The sequence below is a fragment of the Alloalcanivorax xenomutans genome (assembly GCF_900217905.1).
Taxonomy (GTDB): Bacteria; Pseudomonadota; Gammaproteobacteria; order Pseudomonadales; family Alcanivoracaceae; genus Alloalcanivorax; species Alloalcanivorax xenomutans.
The window spans coordinates 99465-115432 of sequence record NZ_OBMO01000014.1 but is presented as its reverse complement, the minus strand read 5'-3'; the positions used below and the strand labels follow the sequence as shown (position 1 = coordinate 115432).

Annotated in this window: 15 protein-coding genes; 7 read left to right on the top strand and 8 right to left on the bottom strand. The window is 62.7% G+C overall.

What is annotated here, in order from left to right; translation table 11 throughout:
- Nucleotides 1-156: 156 nt before the first annotated feature.
- The 3 genes from CRO06_RS12680 to CRO06_RS12670 are packed head-to-tail and all read left to right on the top strand — an operon-like array spanning nucleotide 157 to nucleotide 2629.
- Nucleotides 157-1470 carry a YihY family inner membrane protein gene (locus CRO06_RS12680; protein WP_022994492.1) on the top strand — a complete coding sequence of 438 codons (1314 nt, stop codon included), beginning with the start codon at nucleotides 157-159 and terminating at the stop codon, nucleotides 1468-1470.
- 2 nt (nucleotides 1471-1472) lie between these two features.
- Nucleotides 1473-1742 (top strand): acylphosphatase, encoded by a 270-nt coding sequence (locus CRO06_RS12675; protein WP_026949971.1) that lies wholly within the window; start codon nucleotides 1473-1475, stop codon nucleotides 1740-1742.
- Complete coding sequence (locus tag CRO06_RS12670; RefSeq protein WP_097058573.1) at nucleotides 1739-2629, top strand: alpha/beta fold hydrolase; 891 nt, start codon at nucleotides 1739-1741, stop codon at nucleotides 2627-2629. Before CRO06_RS12675 ends, CRO06_RS12670 begins: the two co-directional genes overlap by 4 nt.
- A 193-nt stretch (nucleotides 2630-2822) precedes the next feature.
- On the opposite strand, the gene CRO06_RS12665 is transcribed toward CRO06_RS12670, so the two are convergent.
- From CRO06_RS12665 to CRO06_RS12630, 8 genes are all read right to left on the bottom strand, one after another.
- Nucleotides 2823-4091, bottom strand: coding sequence for a DUF1835 domain-containing protein (locus tag CRO06_RS12665; protein ID WP_055100767.1), 1269 nt, complete (start codon nucleotides 4089-4091; stop codon nucleotides 2823-2825).
- Between the two features lie 263 nt (nucleotides 4092-4354).
- Nucleotides 4355-5344, bottom strand: coding sequence for an alpha/beta hydrolase (locus tag CRO06_RS12660; protein ID WP_231504761.1), 990 nt, complete (start codon nucleotides 5342-5344; stop codon nucleotides 4355-4357).
- A complete protein-coding gene (locus CRO06_RS12655) occupies nucleotides 5338-5721 on the bottom strand; it encodes a hotdog family protein (RefSeq protein WP_026949969.1) in 384 nt (127 codons plus the stop codon). The genes CRO06_RS12660 and CRO06_RS12655 overlap by 7 nt, the downstream gene beginning before the upstream one ends.
- A complete protein-coding gene (locus tag CRO06_RS12650) occupies nucleotides 5718-6104 on the bottom strand; it encodes a MaoC/PaaZ C-terminal domain-containing protein (protein WP_097058572.1) in 387 nt (128 codons plus the stop codon). The genes CRO06_RS12655 and CRO06_RS12650 overlap by 4 nt, the downstream gene beginning before the upstream one ends.
- On the bottom strand, nucleotides 6091-7608 hold the full coding sequence (locus CRO06_RS12645) for an acyl-CoA synthetase (protein WP_097058571.1): 1518 nt from the start codon (nucleotides 7606-7608) through the stop codon (nucleotides 6091-6093). Before CRO06_RS12645 ends, CRO06_RS12650 begins: the two co-directional genes overlap by 14 nt.
- A gap of 70 nt (nucleotides 7609-7678) precedes the next feature.
- Nucleotides 7679-10150 (bottom strand): NHL repeat-containing protein, encoded by a 2472-nt coding sequence (locus CRO06_RS12640; RefSeq protein WP_097058570.1) that lies wholly within the window; start codon nucleotides 10148-10150, stop codon nucleotides 7679-7681.
- 146 nt (nucleotides 10151-10296) lie between these two features.
- Nucleotides 10297-11055 (bottom strand): enoyl-CoA hydratase/isomerase family protein, encoded by a 759-nt coding sequence (locus tag CRO06_RS12635; protein ID WP_055100772.1) that lies wholly within the window; start codon nucleotides 11053-11055, stop codon nucleotides 10297-10299.
- Nucleotides 11052-11678 carry a TetR/AcrR family transcriptional regulator gene (locus CRO06_RS12630; protein WP_063139669.1) on the bottom strand — a complete coding sequence of 209 codons (627 nt, stop codon included), beginning with the start codon at nucleotides 11676-11678 and terminating at the stop codon, nucleotides 11052-11054. The genes CRO06_RS12635 and CRO06_RS12630 overlap by 4 nt, the downstream gene beginning before the upstream one ends.
- Nucleotides 11679-12066: 388 nt before the next feature.
- Between CRO06_RS12630 and CRO06_RS12625 the strand changes: the two genes are divergently transcribed.
- From CRO06_RS12625 to CRO06_RS12610, 4 genes are all read left to right on the top strand, one after another.
- A complete protein-coding gene (locus tag CRO06_RS12625) occupies nucleotides 12067-13293 on the top strand; it encodes a substrate-binding domain-containing protein (RefSeq protein ID WP_097058568.1) in 1227 nt (408 codons plus the stop codon).
- A gap of 90 nt (nucleotides 13294-13383) precedes the next feature.
- The gene (locus CRO06_RS12620; protein WP_022994504.1) at nucleotides 13384-14163 is read left to right on the top strand and encodes an ABC transporter ATP-binding protein; all 780 of its coding nucleotides are present in this window, start codon (nucleotides 13384-13386) and stop codon (nucleotides 14161-14163) included.
- On the top strand, nucleotides 14160-14885 hold the full coding sequence (locus CRO06_RS12615) for an ABC transporter ATP-binding protein (protein WP_022994505.1): 726 nt from the start codon (nucleotides 14160-14162) through the stop codon (nucleotides 14883-14885). The genes CRO06_RS12620 and CRO06_RS12615 overlap by 4 nt, the downstream gene beginning before the upstream one ends.
- A gap of 12 nt (nucleotides 14886-14897) precedes the next feature.
- On the top strand, nucleotides 14898-15959 hold the full coding sequence (locus CRO06_RS12610) for a branched-chain amino acid ABC transporter permease (protein WP_022994506.1): 1062 nt from the start codon (nucleotides 14898-14900) through the stop codon (nucleotides 15957-15959).
- Nucleotides 15960-15968 lie beyond the last annotated feature (9 nt).

Here is a 15968-nt window from a genome sequence, read left to right as displayed (position 1 = left end):
TGCCGTCCCCGTAATCGGCGGCGCACGCGAAAGCCCTCGATTGTACGGTAGTGGGCGGCGTTTGTGGGAGATTCCATGTGCCGCGGGAAGATGGTAGGGGACTCTTGCCTCTGCTTTTTCGTGGTGACCCGGTGAACGATGGGAAAAAAGAAACCGATGACGGACAAGGACGAGACACCGCTGATTCCCTTTCGTGTGCGCATGCAGTCGCTGGTGGCGTTTCTGCGCTTACTGCGGCGCCAGTTCGTCGAGGACGGCTGCCTGTCATCGGCGGCGGCGCTCACCTATACCACCTTGTTCGCCATCGTTCCGGTGATGACGGTGATGTTCACCGTGATATCGGCGATTCCGGCGCTCAATGAACGGGGATTGGCGATTCGTCAGTGGGCGTTTCAGTATTTCGTGCCGTCCGCCGGTGACCAGATTCTTCGCCACCTGGAAGGCTTCTCCCGGCAGGCCACCAACCTCACCGTTGTGGGCGCCTTGTTCCTGGTGGTGACCTCGGTGTTGATGTTGCGCACCATAGAGCAGTCCTTGAACCGGATCTGGCGTATCGGCAAGCCGCGCAAGGGGCTGACCAGCCTGATGATGTACTGGGCGGTGTTGTCGCTGGGCCCGATCCTGCTGGGCGCCGGCCTGGGTATCAGTTCCTATCTCACTTCCGTTTCCCTGGTTACCGATACCGTGGCGTATCTGGGCGGCGATCGTTTCTGGCTGCGCGCCTTGCCGGTGGTGATGACCACCGGTTTACTCTCGCTGCTGTATATCGTGGTGCCGAACACCTCGGTACCGATTCGTCAGGGCATGCTCGGTGCCTTGCTGGCGGCCTTGGCGTTTGAACTGGCCAAGGGCGGGTTCGCGTTCTTCATCCGGCAGGTGCCCAGCTATCAGGTCATCTATGGTGCCTTCGCCATGGTGCCGGTGTTTCTGTTGTGGATTTATATTTCCTGGATCATCGTTCTCGCCGGCGCCGAGCTGGTGCGCGGCCTGGTGGTGTTCGAGGAGTTTCGGCGCCGGGTGCCGCGCACCCAGTCGCTGCTGCGATTGCTGTGCGTGCTGTGGACACGGCAACGTAACGGGGAAGTGCTACGTCATAATGAGGTGCAGCGCGTACTGCGGGAAGCCGGCGTCACCCATTGGGATGAATTCCGCAATCTGCTGGAGGATCGTGGATTGATGCGCCGCACCGATGAAGGCGGTTACATGCTGAGCGGAGATTTACGTTCGTTGACCCTGGCGGAGCTGCTCGCCATGTTACCCTGGACCAGCGAGCAGCAACTGAGCGTCAATGCCCAGGGGCTGGAGCCCTGGGAAACGGTGCTCAAGGCACGCTGCGATCAGGCGCGCGAAGGCATGCGTGAACCCTTGTCGTTTCCTCTGGAAACGCTGTTTGAGAATCAGTTGCCGGAAACCGGCCCCGATCCCGACCTCAGTGATGAGGGGGCCGGTCATCGAAAAGAGGACGAATGATCATGATTGCCCGTCAAGTGGTGGTGCGCGGCCGCGTTCAGGGCGTGTATTTTCGTGCCAGCACCTGTGATGAAGCCCGCCGCCATGGCGTGGTGGGCTGGGTTCGCAATCTCGAGGACGGTGGCGTGGAAGCCTGGCTGGAGGGCAGCGAGGAGGCGGTCAGCGCCTTACTGGCCTGGATGCGCCGTGGCCCGACCCGCGCGCGGGTCACCGATGTGACGCAAACCGAACGCACCCCAAGGGGTTACGAGGACTTCGAGGTATCCCGGTGAAACAGGTTGAACTGGTGAATGGCGATCTGCGCTTTCCGGCGCTGCTGACCGGTGACGGCGAGCCGGTATTGTTGCTGCATGGCTTTCCGGATACCCATGAGAATTGGGCCGATATCATGCAGCGGCTGGCGCGCGCCGGTTATACCGCGGTGGCGCCGGCATTGCGTGGATACGCACCCTCCTGTCAGCCGGGCAGTGGCGACTATGCGTTGACCGCCGCGCTGGAGGATCTGATGGCCTTCACCGATCAGTTGGGCGGGCGTTTGCACCTGGTCGGCCACGATTGGGGCGCGGTGTTGGGCTACCTGGCCTGCGCGCGCTATCCGGAAACCTTCAGCACTTTTTCCGCGCTGGCGATACCGCCTTTGAAGCGCTTACCCCAGGCGCTGCTGCGGGTACCGGAGCAATTGGGGCTGAGTGCCTATATTCCGTTTTTCCAACTGCCACTGGCGGCGGAGACCTGGCTCAACCGCAACGACCTGGACGGTGTCGCGACACTGTGGCGGCGCTGGTCGCCGGGCTGGGAAGCCGGCCGTTATCTGGAGCAGGCCAAGCACACCCTGGCCCAACCCGGCGTCTTGTCCGCCGCCCTGGGCTGGTACCGGCACTTGCCCCGGCTATGGCGCCGGGACCTGCGTCAGGCCAGCAAGACACTGTTGGGAGAAACCCGGGTTCCGACCCAGGTGTTGCTCGGCGAAAGCGACGGCTGCATGAGCCCGCGCCTGCTGGACCACACCATCTACCCCGGTGACTTCCCGGAAGGCCTCTACGTCAAAACTCTGGCCGACGCCGGCCACTTCCTGCACCTGCAACAACCGGATGCGGTGGCGGAGCTTTTGGTGGAGCACATTCGAAAAGAAGAAAAAAAGACAGTTAAGAGTGAATAGGGAACAGTGAATAGTTAATAGTTAATAGCGAAAAAAATGTGGTCCATGCGCTTTCTGTGGGAGCTTGCCTGCAAGCGAATATTGGCAAGCGCCCGAGCAAACCCCATTCGCTTGCAGGCAAGCTCCCACAGCGGCTAAGCCTGTTTTGGTTTTTTTCTCGGTTAACTATTCACTATCCACTCTTAACTGCCTTTCAGCGCTGTCTCGGTTGTCCACTGCTCTTGTCAATGCACCAGCAGGCGTGGGTGCCGTCGATGGGGATGCCGCCCACCCAGCGTATGGGCGGGCGGCTGTCCAGCCAGTTGCGGTAGCCGCTGAGGACGCCATGGCCGGCATGGGTGACATCCAGCAAGCCTTCATCCCAGGGGCGCCCGGGGGTGCGGTGATATTCCAGCAGCGCCCGCTCGCCTTCCAGCAGGGGTTTCAATACCCAGCGAAACATTTGGGGTGACAAATAGGGGAGCGGTTCGCGTTCCTCTTGCAGGGCGTTATACAGCCCGCGTATGGAAATCGGCCCGCGCTCCGCCACCAGCTGCGCCGCCAATTGCTCGCTCAGTCCCAGGCCGGTGGCCGGATCCGGCAGTTCCAGCAGATGACGGCGCAGGGCCCGGCCAAGCATGGGCAACGCCGAGGTGGTGTGCCGGGACAGGCGGTAAAGCGCTTCGGGATGGTTGGCGGTCACCGCGCGCCAGGCCGCTTCGCCGAGCGACAGCTGCGCGGCGCTGACCGCGCGCCGGCGCCGCCACAACCAGTTAAGCACGAAGGGCGCCAGTTGGGTGAGGCAGCGGAAGCGTTTGACGCCCGGCACCGACTCCACCGCGATCAATTGCAACCGGCCGCCGTTGGCATCATGGCTGAACTGGTGCAGCAGCCGGGCCAGAATCAGCTGATCCTGGCTGTCGTGCTGGAACCACAACACCACCCGCCGTCCCCGCGCGGCTTCCGCCAGCCGGTCTTGAATGTCCTGCTGTTCCCGCGCCACCCGTTGCCAGTCCTGTTGCCGCAGATTGGCCAGAAAACGACTGCGCCGCTGCCGGAACAGCGGTATCGGTTCGTTACGCAGGGGGCCGAGACTGTACGGGTCCGCCAGGCTCAGTATTTCCCCGACGAAGCCGGCTTCGCGCAGACGCGGGGTCAGGTCCATGGCGCCGCACAGATGCAGGGTGGCTTCGTCGCCATCCGGGCTGAGTCCGTACAGCGGCTGGCTGTGTTCCAGCTCGCGAATGTGATGGCTCTGCGAGGCCCAATCCGGGAAACCCTGTTCCCGGGCAATGGCGCGCCGGGCATCGGCCAGGGTGAACGGCTGGCGCTGCGAACGTCGGCGCGCGGCCAGCCGCAATACCGCCGGACCGTGATGGCGGCGGGCGCCGCGCAGCAGATTACGGGCGCGGCGTTCCTGTCTTTCCAGCGTCAGATGGCCGTGAACAAAAGGGCTGGGTGGAGCGGGTACTGCAGAAGACATGTCATGGTCCCTGGACATTCTTCAAACCGTTTTCTCTACCATAAATCCGCAGGGCAAACGGTCAATATGCATACCGGCCGGAACGGCCAGGTTTTCACAAGTTTTACCAATGAAATAACGCAGGCACGCAACACGCTGGCAGGCCACTCGCTGCTGGGGAGCCTCCGAAAAAAGTCATGCCGGGCTACCAAGCCAACGTCATGCCGGACTCGATCCGGCATCTCCCTCTACAAGGTGGTGTGCCTCCAGAAGGAGATCCCGGGTCAAGCCCGGGATGACGGGGTGTTATTCAGGCGCCTGGCCCGCCCCAGGAATTCACCGATACACCGGTAAGTTTCCGCGCAGGCCTCCGGCACCAGATCCTCCAAATTCAGATAAGCGTGAATCATGTCCGGGAAATGCACGTGCTGATGAGGGATGCCGGCTTCACTCAGCCGGTCAAGGTAGCGCAAGCCTTCGTCGCGCAGCGGGCACAGGCCGGCGGTGATCATCAGGGTCTCCGGCATGCCCGTGCCCATGGGCATGTACAGCGGAGAATGAGCGCGCCGGTCCTCGCCGTGCTGGAAGTAATGATCCACATACCATTCGATACGCGCTGTTTCCAACAAATAGCCGTGGCTGTTTTCCTGCAATGAGGGCTGTTCCAGGGTGTAATCCAGACTCGGATAGATCAGTACCTGGCGTTGCGGGCGATGTGCCTCATCGTCCTGCAGCAGGGCGGAAAGCGTGGCGGCCAAGGCGCCACCGCCGGAGTCCCCGGCCAGCGTCAGTGACCGTTGCACTGGATAGCCTTCCCGGGACAGCAGCGGGTAGAGCCCTCGTGTCACCGCCAGACAATCTTCCAGGCCCGCCGGGTAGGGGTGCTCCGGTGTCAGCCGGTACTCCACCGACAGCAACAGGTGACCGCTGGCCCTGGCCAGTTTGCGGCAGATCGGGTCGTACACCTGGACACTGCCGGCCATGTGGCCGCCGCCGTGAAAAAATAAACACACCGGCTTGCGCTGGCCCGGTGCCGGATCGTAGGCGCGCGCGGTGATGGTATGTCCGTCCGCATCCACCAGCAGGTCGCGCACGTCGGCGATGTCGGGGCTATCCGTGACCAGGGTGTCGGTCATCCCCGCCAGGCTGTCGCGGACCATGGCGGGGGTGGCTTCGATACCTTTGCGGCGTTGTTCCTCGATCAGATGGTTGAGCCGGGTCAGCCAGGGCAACAGACCGGGGTGCAGCGCCTTGCTCAGCATTCCTGTCAACATTGAAACAGCACCAGGGCTTCGCCGGAACAGATCATCCGGCCATTGGCGCCGGTGCATTCGGTGGCCAGATTCACCAGTGCCTTGTCGGCGCGCAGGCGGGTCACCGTGACCTTGGCGGTGAGCGCTTCGCCCACATCGGCGTTCTGTTCGAAGTGCAGACTTTGCTTGAGATAGTTGGTGCCGTGGCCGGGCAACTTCTCGCCAAGCAGATAGGAAAACAAGCCGGCGATGAGCGGTTCCGGCACGGTGGCGCACCGGGCCTCGGGGAAGTTGACCAGCGCGCACCACTGGCTCAGCTCCCCGGCGCTGAAATGGCGGGAGACGGTGGCCTGGTCGCCGACCTTCAGGGCGTGAAAACGGGGCAGGGTCTCGCTCACGGGGTGTTCTCCTCGGCGATGTGAATACGGGCGCGGCCTTCCAGGCAGACGCCGCCGTCGGCCTTGACCACACGGGTGGTGAATAGATCGTCCTGTTGCCGCGCTTCGACGATCACCGTCAATGCCTCGTCGGCGTAGGCGGGGGCGGGGAACATCAGTTCCTGCATGGACAGGGTGGCGCCGGGCCAGGACCGGGCGATCAGCGCGCGCAGATGGGAAAACAACAGCATGCCATGGGAAACGGTGGCGCCGAAGCGGGTTGCCGAGGCGTACTGGGGATCCACATGGATGGGGTTGTGATCGCCGCTGATCTCGGCGAAACGATCAAAGTCCTGTTGGGACAGGGTCACGGCTTGCTCCAGCCGTGGTTTATTCGGCGCCATTGCGCAGCTCCTGTTTGGTGACTTTGCCCAGGGCGTTACGGGGCAGTGCCGGCAGGCACTGGAAAACCTTGGGAACCTTGTAGCCGGCCAGCCGTTCACGGCAGTGGGCGCGCAAAGCGTCCTCGTCGACCTGGCTGTCCGGGCGCGGCACGTAGCAGGCCTTGCCCACTTCGCCCCAGCGCTGGTCGGCGATGCCCACCACCGCCACTTCGGCGATGGCCGGATGTTGTTCAAGCACTTTTTCCACTTCAGCGGGGTAGACGTTTTCGCCGCCGGAGATGTACATGTCCTTCCAGCGATCGACGATGTAATAAAAGCCGTCGTCGTCGCGCCGGGCGACGTCGCCGCTGTGCAGCCAGCCGTCGGCTTCGATGGCCTCGGCGGTGGCGTCCGGACGATTCCAGTAACCCGGCGTAATGTTGGGGCCGCGGATCAGCAGCTCGCCGGCTTCGCCGTCGGGCACGTCGCGGCCGTCCCGGTCGACGATGCGGACTTCGGTGAGCAATTGCGGGCGGCCCACGGAGCCGATTTTTTCAATTACTTTGTCTTCATCGAGCAAAAACACGGTGGGGCCGGTTTCGGTCATACCCATGCCGGTACGCACATGAATGCCGTGCTCCACATAACTCTGCGCCACCGGCAGGGATAGCGGGGCGCCGCCGCAGCCCCAGGAACGTACCCGGCGCAGCCGCTCGCCGCTGAATCCCGGTTGCTCCAGCAGCGCCTGGTACACCGCCGGCACGCCGAAGAAAATGGTCGCCCGCCGTTCCAATATGTCGAGGGCTTGTTGAGGCTCGAAATTGCGTGCCACCAGCACGGTACCGCCAACAAAAAACACCGCGCTGGAGTAAAGATTGATGCCAGCGGTGTGGAACAATGGCAGCACGTTGAGCAGTACGTCCTCGCCGGTGAGATTCACCGCCAGGCCGATGTTCAGGTAATTGGCCAGCATCATGCGAAAGGTCTGGATCACGCCCTTGGGCCGGCCGGTGGTGCCGGAGGTGTAGAGCAGGTACCAGGGCGTGTCCGGACTCTTTTCCGGGTGCGCGCTGAGATCCGGGGCCACCTGTTGAAGATCCTGGTGATAGTGGCGTTCCGAGCCGACCGGCTGATCCAGCGCCACCAGCGTCAGGTCGGTGAAGGTGCCCCCGAGGGCGCGGGCCGCGTCGGCCAGTTCGTCACCGAAGATCAAGGCCCCGGGCTGGCAGTCGGCCATCAGGACTTCCAGCTCCGGCACCGCCAGTCGCCAGTTCAGTGGCACCAGAATCAGGCCGGCCTTGGCGCAGCCGAACAGCATGGCGAAGAATTCCGCGCGGCTGTGGCCGAGCCAGGCGAGCCGGTCGCCTTCCCGCAACCCCCAATGCTCACGGGCCGCCGCCGCCAGCCGGGCCGCCCTTTCGTTGAGCTGCGCGTAGTTGTAGCGTTCGCCGCTGTGCAGATCTTCCAGTGCCAGCCGGTCCGGGGTTACCCGGGCACGTTGGGCCAGAAGGTCGAACATTTCCATTGATGCCTCCGGTTTCTTGTTCCGTCGGCGCGGGGTTCGCCAATGGCCAGAGCCCCGCGCCCACATTTTCTTACGGGTTCAGTTCCGACCAGTTGAAGCGGGTGACGCGGTTGCTGATCAGTGAGAACACAAATACCGAGCCGTCACCCACGGCCACCTGTTCGGCGTCGAACAAGCCGCCCGGGCGGCTGCCGAGCGAGCGGTCCAGCCAGTGACCCAGATAGTTCGGGCGGATCACGCCGTTACCGTCCGGGGCGCTGTCGTCCGGGTTGGCCCAGGCCCGCGCCACCATGTTGAAGCCATCGGCCACCAGCAGGCTGTCCTGCTGCGCGTCGTAAGCCAGGCCGGCGGGCAGGAACAGCCGGTCCGCTTCCAGGTCTTCCGGATGGTCGTAGGTGCCGCCACCGACGCCCACTTGCCCAAGCAGGCCGCCGTTGGCCGGGGACAGAGCCTGGATGCGCTGGTTGCGCCGGTCGGTGACGTAGATGCGGTCGGACAGAGCCAGCACACTGCCAATCTGATCGAAGGTGCCGGGGGCGCCCTGATCGAAGAACGCCGGGCCGAGACTCCAGTTGTCGCCCAGGTCACTGCCTTTGTTGCTGTCGACGCCGCCGGCGTACCAGATCCGGTTCAGCGTGCCGCTGCCGCTGTCATAGTCGAATCGCCAGGCGTAATTGGCGAAGCTGGTGATGTACAGTTCGTGTTGGTCGCCGCCGCCGCGTACCGAGATCGATACCGGATAATTGATGTTGCTGGAGGTCAGCGCGATGCGCGGCGCCGACAGGCCGCCGGTGCGGTAGCTCAGGTTGAACAGCTCTTCCAGGTTGCCGTCGGCATCGTAAATACGAACGCTGGCGTCGCCGGTGTAGGGCCAGGGCAGGGTGGCGTCGGCACCCACCAGAACCGCCACCATTTCACCGTGGTTGCTATCGTTGAAAGTGGCGATGCCGGTGACCCCATAGCTGATATCGGTACCGGGGAAACGGCCAAGATAATTGCCGCTGCCATCGTACATGTTGATGCGGGTGTTGGGCGTATCACTGACCAGCAGGCGGTTCTTGCTGCCCAGCCATGCCATGCCGCTGGCGGAGTGCAACTGCCCGGCAAGCGTACGCGGGTGCCCCCAGAATTCATGGTTACTCTCACCGCCGACGCCGGCGGAAACGGAACAGCGCAGCAGGGTGGTGCCGGCGGAATTGGTCCAGCATTTCTTGATGCGATTATTGCCGCTGTCGCTGACCAGATGTACGCGGGCGTCACTGAAGAAGTAACCCCACGACCAGATATCCTCGCGGTGGAAATTGCCGTTGGCATCGATTACCGGCACCAGATCGTTGGGTAACTGAAAGGCGGCATCTTCATTGGCGGCGGTGGTGGGGGCGCGCATCTCCACCTGATGGATACCCAGATGACCATAGACCCAGGTGGCCTGGGCGTCGGCGCTGCCGCTGCTTCGGTACTTCACCGGGTTGGTGTCGGTGGTGGCGGCCAGGTTGGGGAAGCGCAGGATGCGGCCGTTGTAGGTGTCCGCCACGTACAGGTTGCCCTGCAGGTCGGTGCGCACGCCGCGGGGGCGTTTCAGGTGATCGACGTTGCCGTCGTCATCGCGGATGCGCCCGAGCATGTCGTCCAGGGTTAATTGGCCGGTGGCGGTATTGACCCGGAAAATCTTGATGCGATTGTTGCCGTTGTCGGCCACGTAAAGATAGGTGGCGCCATTGTCCGGTGACTGGTAGTAGGTCATGCCCTGGGGAATGCGGAAGCCGTCGCGTTTTTCCGGTTCGCCGGCGTAGTCGTCGTAGTGGGTGGAATCGGTGCCGTAGTTTTTATCCACGCCGCGCAGGATCGGCCCGGCGCCGACATACTGGCCGCTGCCGTCCTGCCAGCCGACGGTCTGGATCAGGCTGACCTGATAGTTGTTGTCCGGGTCGATGCTGAACGCCTTGATGCGATGGTTGAATTCATCGGAGACGTAGATGAACCCTTGCGGCGTGATCGTCATGTTGCGTGGCAGATACAGATCCTCGCCGCCGCCGTGACCGGGCTGGCCGATGGAAGTGACGTATTCGAAATTATCGGCGCTGCCGGCGACGGTGCGGAAAAAATGCACCTGCTGACGGCCCACATCGTTGACGTAAAGACCGGCCAGACGATCGTCATCCGCCTCGCTTTTCGACAGAAAGGCGATGCCCAGCGGCGCGCGGATATCCGGAACGGTGCTGGCTGGGCTGTCCGCCGCCAGGGTCTGGTCGGCGTCGTCGAGGGTGCCGATGGCGGCGCCGTTGAGATTGAGCACGCGGATCTTGTAGTCGCCCATGTCCGCCACGTAAACGCGGGTCTGGGCGGCGCCCAGGGCGACGGTGTCGCGGTCGTAAGTAACGGTGGTGGGGGTGTTGAATTGGTAGCGTTGATGTGCCGGCTCGCTGCTCAACTCCGCCGAACGATCTTCATCGGCGAAGGTCTGGAAGGCGCTGGCCGACAGGGGCAGAGCGCTGATCAGCGCGGCCTGGCCGAGCCGGTATAGCAGGGTGTTTCTGCTCATTGTGGTTCTCCCGATTGTTGTTGTTATGCCCTGATAGAGACTGTGGAACAGGCTCGCTCATACTGCTTGGGCCGTTGAGCCGGGAAAGGAAGGTTTCCCGGCGGTTTGCTCTCCCGTTTGATTCGCGGCTTTGGGGTGTTTTCGTATCAGCGGGCAAGGAAGTCGGCCATGCCGCTGTCCGCTTCGTCGCTGTCGATCTGTTCCAGAAAATGCTGACGCTCGTCATCCAGGGCGGCGCGAACCCGGTGTGGATCCGGCCGCGTCAATGCCAGGGTGTGACGGACGCTGGACGGCTGCGCCCGGCACAACCGCCGTGCCAGCGCGAGCGCCTGATCCTGTTCCTCGCCCTCGTTCACCAGGTGCTGCACCAGACCGATGCGGTGCGCTTCCTCGGCACTCACTCGCCGGTTGAGCAACTGGATGTCGAGGGCGCGGGCGCGGCCGATACGCTCCGGCATCAGAGCGGTCCAGCCGCCGTCCGGGCTGTAGCCCACCACCGTGTACCAGGGTGCGAAGCTGGCGCGCGGTCCGGCCACGGCGATGTCGCAGCCCAGTACCAGACCGAGGGAGCCGCCGGTCACCGTGCCGTGCACCGCCACCACGGTGGGGCAGGGCAGGGTCAGCAGGGCCAGGATGACGTCGTTGAGGCGGCCCACCACGTGGTGGGCATAGTCGCGGCGCTGCTCTCGCGGCGTGTGATAAAAGCCGGCCACGTCACCGCCGGTGGAAAAGGAGCGGCCATTGGCATCCAGCAGCAGCGCCCTGGGGGCTTCGCCATGGGCGCGGGCCAGGGCATCGGCAAGGGCATCCAGTAATTCCGGCACCAGGGCGTTGTGCCGCTCCGGGCGGTTAAGGGTGAGCCGTGCCAGGCCGTCCTGGTTCCGATAAAGCACCAACTCGCTCATGCCTTCTCCTTGCCGTCCAGGGCCAGCCCGTTACGGAACAGATCGGATATGGTGGCGACCACCTCGTCGAAGGAACGGTCCCGGTCCCACAGGGCGAAGCGCAGGCCGAGGAAGTTGGACAGGCCCATCAGGGCCCAGACCCGGATCTCGTCGTTGCCGGGCCGCACTTCGCCTTTGCGGGTGGCATCGGCGAGCATGCGCATGTAGCCCCGGCCGAACGCTTCGTAGTACTCGCGGAAGATCGCTTCGTCGACGAATTGCGCTTCCTGCAGCACCCGATACAACGAGGGGTTGGCGCTGACGTACTCGAGGAAGGCGCGCAGACCCAATTCCTCCGCCTGCAGCCGGTCGCGGGCGCCGATCACGCTGGCGGCCAGATGGGCGCGCACTTTATGGCCCATGTCGCGCACCAGTTCACGCAGGATTTCTTCCTTGCCGGAGAAGTAGCAGTACAGCGTGCCTTGCGCCACGCCGGCGGCGCGGGTGATGTCGCTGATGCCCGCGCGGTGATAGCCAAGAGTGCCAAAGGTGTCCTCGGCGGCTTTCAGAATCCGGGCACGGGTGCGCGCACCACGGGCGGTTTTCGGGGCGCTGGGGGCGATGTCCTTGGCGGCGGAACTCATGGGCAAATCCTGTTTTGTTATTTGAAAACTGAATCGGTAGTCAGAAAAATTACGACTGAAGCCATGCAGTGTCAAGTTGAACCGTGTTTGAAGGGATTTCTTTTTGGTCGCTGTTAGTGCCTGTTTTATAGGGTCTTATTGAGAACTTTGGATGGCTTTGAATTGCGTGGTAGACGAAATAATGAAATTTGTATCCATTTTGATGCTTGAAGAAACCTGATTCAGTTGTCATATTGTGAGCCAATGCAGTTCGCCCTGTTTGGACAAGGCGAGGTGCCGCGCCGTCCGGCCGTGCCGGGACGGTTCTCGACCCAATGACAACAACCGAACAACAAGCCCACTCATCGCGCTGCCGTGCAGACGATGAAGATAGAAAGGGAGAGATAACATGAAGCAGCGTCTGCTCGCCGTAACGGCGTTCACCCTGGGTACCCTGTCGTTTTCCGCTGTCGCGCAAGCCAGTGACAGTGTCCGCATCGCCCACGTCACCGGATTCTCCGGTCCGCTTTCCGCCTACGCCAAGCAATTGGGTGACGGCATGCGCATGGGCTTTGAATACGCCACCGACGGCACCATGGAAGTGGCCGGCCGCAAGATCGAGATCATTGATAAAGACACCCAGAACGACCCCGCCCGGGCCCGCTCCCTGGTGGAGGAGGCCTACGCCGAGGACGATGTCAGCATCGTGGTGGGGCCGGTGGCCTCCGGCGTGGCCCTGGCCACCTTGCCGATCGCCGAGGAATACGAGCGCATCATCATGCCGGAAGGGGTGGCCGACGCCATTACCGGCGCGGACTGGAACCGCTATGTCTTCCGGGTGGGGCGCAATTCCTCACAGGATGCGGTCTCCAACGCGGTGGCGCTGGGGCAACCCGGTGTCTGCGTGGCCACCATCGCCCAGGATTATGCCTTTGGCCGTGATGGCGTCGCCGCCTACAAGGAAGCGATGACCTCCGCCGGCGGCAAAGTGGTGCATGAGGAATACCTGCCCCTGGACACCACCGATTTCACCGCCGCCGCCCAGCGTTTGTTCACCGCGTTGAAGGATCCGGACGGCTGCGACAAAGGCAAGTACATCTTCGCCATCTGGGCGGGCAGCGCCAATCCGCTCGGCCGTATTCAGGATCTGCATCCGGAGCGTTACGGTATCAAGCTGGCCACCGGCGGTAACATTCTGGCCGCTTTGGCCGGCTATTCCGCCTTCCCAGGCATGGAAGGCGCCGGTTTCTATTACTTCGAGTCCCCAAAAAACGAGATCAACGACTGGTTCGTGAAGGAGCACTTCAAGCGTTTCAAGGCGGCACCGGATTTCTTCACCGCCCAGGGCTTCGCCCAGGCCATGGCGATCACCGCGGCGCTGCGCAAGACCGAAGGGTCCACCGACAGCGAGGACCTGATCGAGGCGATGGAAGGGCTCAGCTTCGACACGCCCAAGGGCAAGATGACCTTCCGCGCGGAAGACCATCAGGCGATGCAGGCCATGTACCACTTCCGTATCGAATCGCAAGAGCGTGACGATTGGTTCGCGGATCGCACCGTCACCGCCGGCGTGCCGGTGCTGGTACGGGAAATCTCCATGGACGAGATGAAGATTCCTCTGCGCAATCAGCGCTGATCGGTTGCGGACGGCGTGTTCCGGCGCGCCGTCCGCGCAGCTCGCGGAGCCTCGTCTCCACGGTTTGAGTTTGCCTACGGGGAAGTTGCCATGGCGTCACCAACCGCCGTTCTCGAAACCCGCGACCTGACCATCCAGTTTGGTGGTCACGTGGCGGTGAATCGGGTGTCCTGTGCCTTCCAGGCGGGCACCCTGACCGCCATCGTCGGTCCCAACGGGGCGGGTAAAACCACCTGGTTCAATCTGATTTCAGGACAACTGCGGGCCAGCGCCGGCAGTGTCCATCTGTTTGGCGAAGACATCACCGATCTGGGCGTCGCCGCCCGGGCGGACAAAGGGCTGGGGCGCGCGTTTCAGCTCACCAATCTGTTTCCCGATCTCAGCGCTCTGGAAAATGTGCGCCTGGCGGTGGCGTCGCGTCACCGGATCGGCCATGTATTCTGGCAAATGGCGTCGAAGCGCCGTGATATCACCGACCGCGCCGCCGAGTATCTGCGGCAGGTCAACATGCTGCACCGCGCCGATGACGCGGTGGCCAATCTTTCCCACGGTGATCAGCGCAAGCTGGAAGTGGCGCTGATGCTGGCGCTGGAGCCCACTGTTTTCATGTTCGATGAGCCCACCGCCGGCATGAGCGTGGACGAAGTGCCGGTGATCCTGGATCTGATCGCCCAGATCAAACAGCGTGAAGACAAAGTGGTGTTGCTGGTGGAACACAAAATGGATGTGGTGCGCTCCCTGGCGGATCGCATCGTGGTATTGCATAACGGCGAACTGGTGGCCGATGGTGAGCCCACCGAGGTGATCGCCTCGCCAATCGTGCAGGAAGCCTACCTGGGTGTGGCGGCGGAAGCGGAGGAGGGCGCATGAGCGAGCCGATTCTGTCTCTGCGGGAGGTCTACGCGGACATCGATCAATATCACATTCTGCACGGTGTCGATCTGGATGTGCCGGCGGGAGAACTGACCGTGCTGCTGGGACGTAACGGTGCCGGCAAGAGCACCACGTTACGCACCATCATGGGGTTGACCACCCTGACCAAAGGGCAGGTGCGTTTTCAGGGGCGTGACATTGGTGGCACGGCAACGCCGGCCATCGCCCGCGGTGGTATTGCTTTCGTACCGGAAAACATGGGCATTTTCGGTCAGCTCACGGTGCGGGAAAACATGGTCCTGGCGGCGGTCAGCGGTGCCATGGACGAGCAACGCCTGAACTGGATTTTTGAAGTGTTTCCGCCGCTGAAAAAATTCTGGAATCGCGCCGCCGGCAATCTTTCCGGTGGGCAGAAACAGATGCTGGCCATTGCCCGGGCGGTGATCGAACCGCGCGAGTTGCTGTTGGTGGATGAGCCCACCAAGGGGTTGGCGCCGGCCATCATCAATGACCTGGCCGATGCTTTCGAGCAACTCAAACAACAGCGGGTATCGATCCTGCTGGTGGAACAGAACTTCAATTTTTCCCGGCGCCTTGGCCAGTCCGTGGCGGTGATGAGTGACGGACATATCGTGCACCGGGGCACCATGGCGGAACTCGCCGAGGACGAGGACTTGCAGCATGAACTGCTGGGCCTTGGCCTGGGCGCGCACCAATAAGGAGAACAGAGCATGTCCGCTCCTCAAGATGTTTTTGACGCCGACACCGGCAACAGGTCGTGGTGGGAGAAGCTGCGTGCCTTCCGTCAGGACAAACCGCACCTGTTCCTGTTGCTGATCATGGTGGTGATTCCGCTGTTTCTGATGCCTTCCTCCACCTGGGCGGTACTCACTTTGAGCGGCCTGGCCATGGGCGCCATGCTGTTTCTGATGGCTTCCGGCATGACCCTGACCTTCGGCCTGATGAACGTGTTGAATCTGGCCCACGGTTCCTTTATTTCCCTCGGCGCCTTCGCCGGCGCCACTGTGCTGACCATGTGGCTGAACGACTACACCAGCGGCTCGCTGTGGGTCAATCTGGTGGCCGTGGTTCCGGCGCTGCTGTTCGCGCTGGTGGTGGCGGGGTTGCTCGGCGTGTTGTTCGAGCGGCTGGTGATCCGGCCGGTTTATGGCGATCACCTCAAGCAGATCCTGGTGACCGTGGGCGGCTCCATCATCGTCATGGAACTGCTGCAGGTGATCTGGGGTTCCAACGAAATCCCGGTGCCGCGACCGGAAGCGCTGCGCGGCGCGCTGTTGATCAGCGATGCCATTCCCATTATTGGCGGCATCGCCCTGGAAAAATATCGCCTGCTGGCGGTGATCCTGGGGCTGGGAGTGTACGCGCTGATGTTGTGGGTAATCGACCGTACCCGCCTGGGCATTCTGATCCGCGCCGGAGTTGAAAACCGGGAGATGGTGGAAGTGCACGGTTACCGTATCCGTCTGCTGTTCCTGGCGGTGTTCGTGGCCGGCTCCGCCCTGGCTGGCATCGGTGGTGCCATGTGGGCCATGTACCGGGAAATCATCACCGCGCACATGGGCGAGGAACTGATGATCTCGGTGATCGTGGTGATCATTCTCGGTGGTCTGGGTTCGGTGCGGGGCTGTTTTTACGGCGCCGTGCTGGTGGGCCTGATCAATCTCTATGTCGGTTATCTGGAGCCGCGGCTGGCGGCGGTGGCCACTGTTGGTCTGATGGTGGCGGTACTGATGTGGCGGCCCCAGGGCCTGATTCCGGTCATCAAGGTGTGAGGAGAGAGA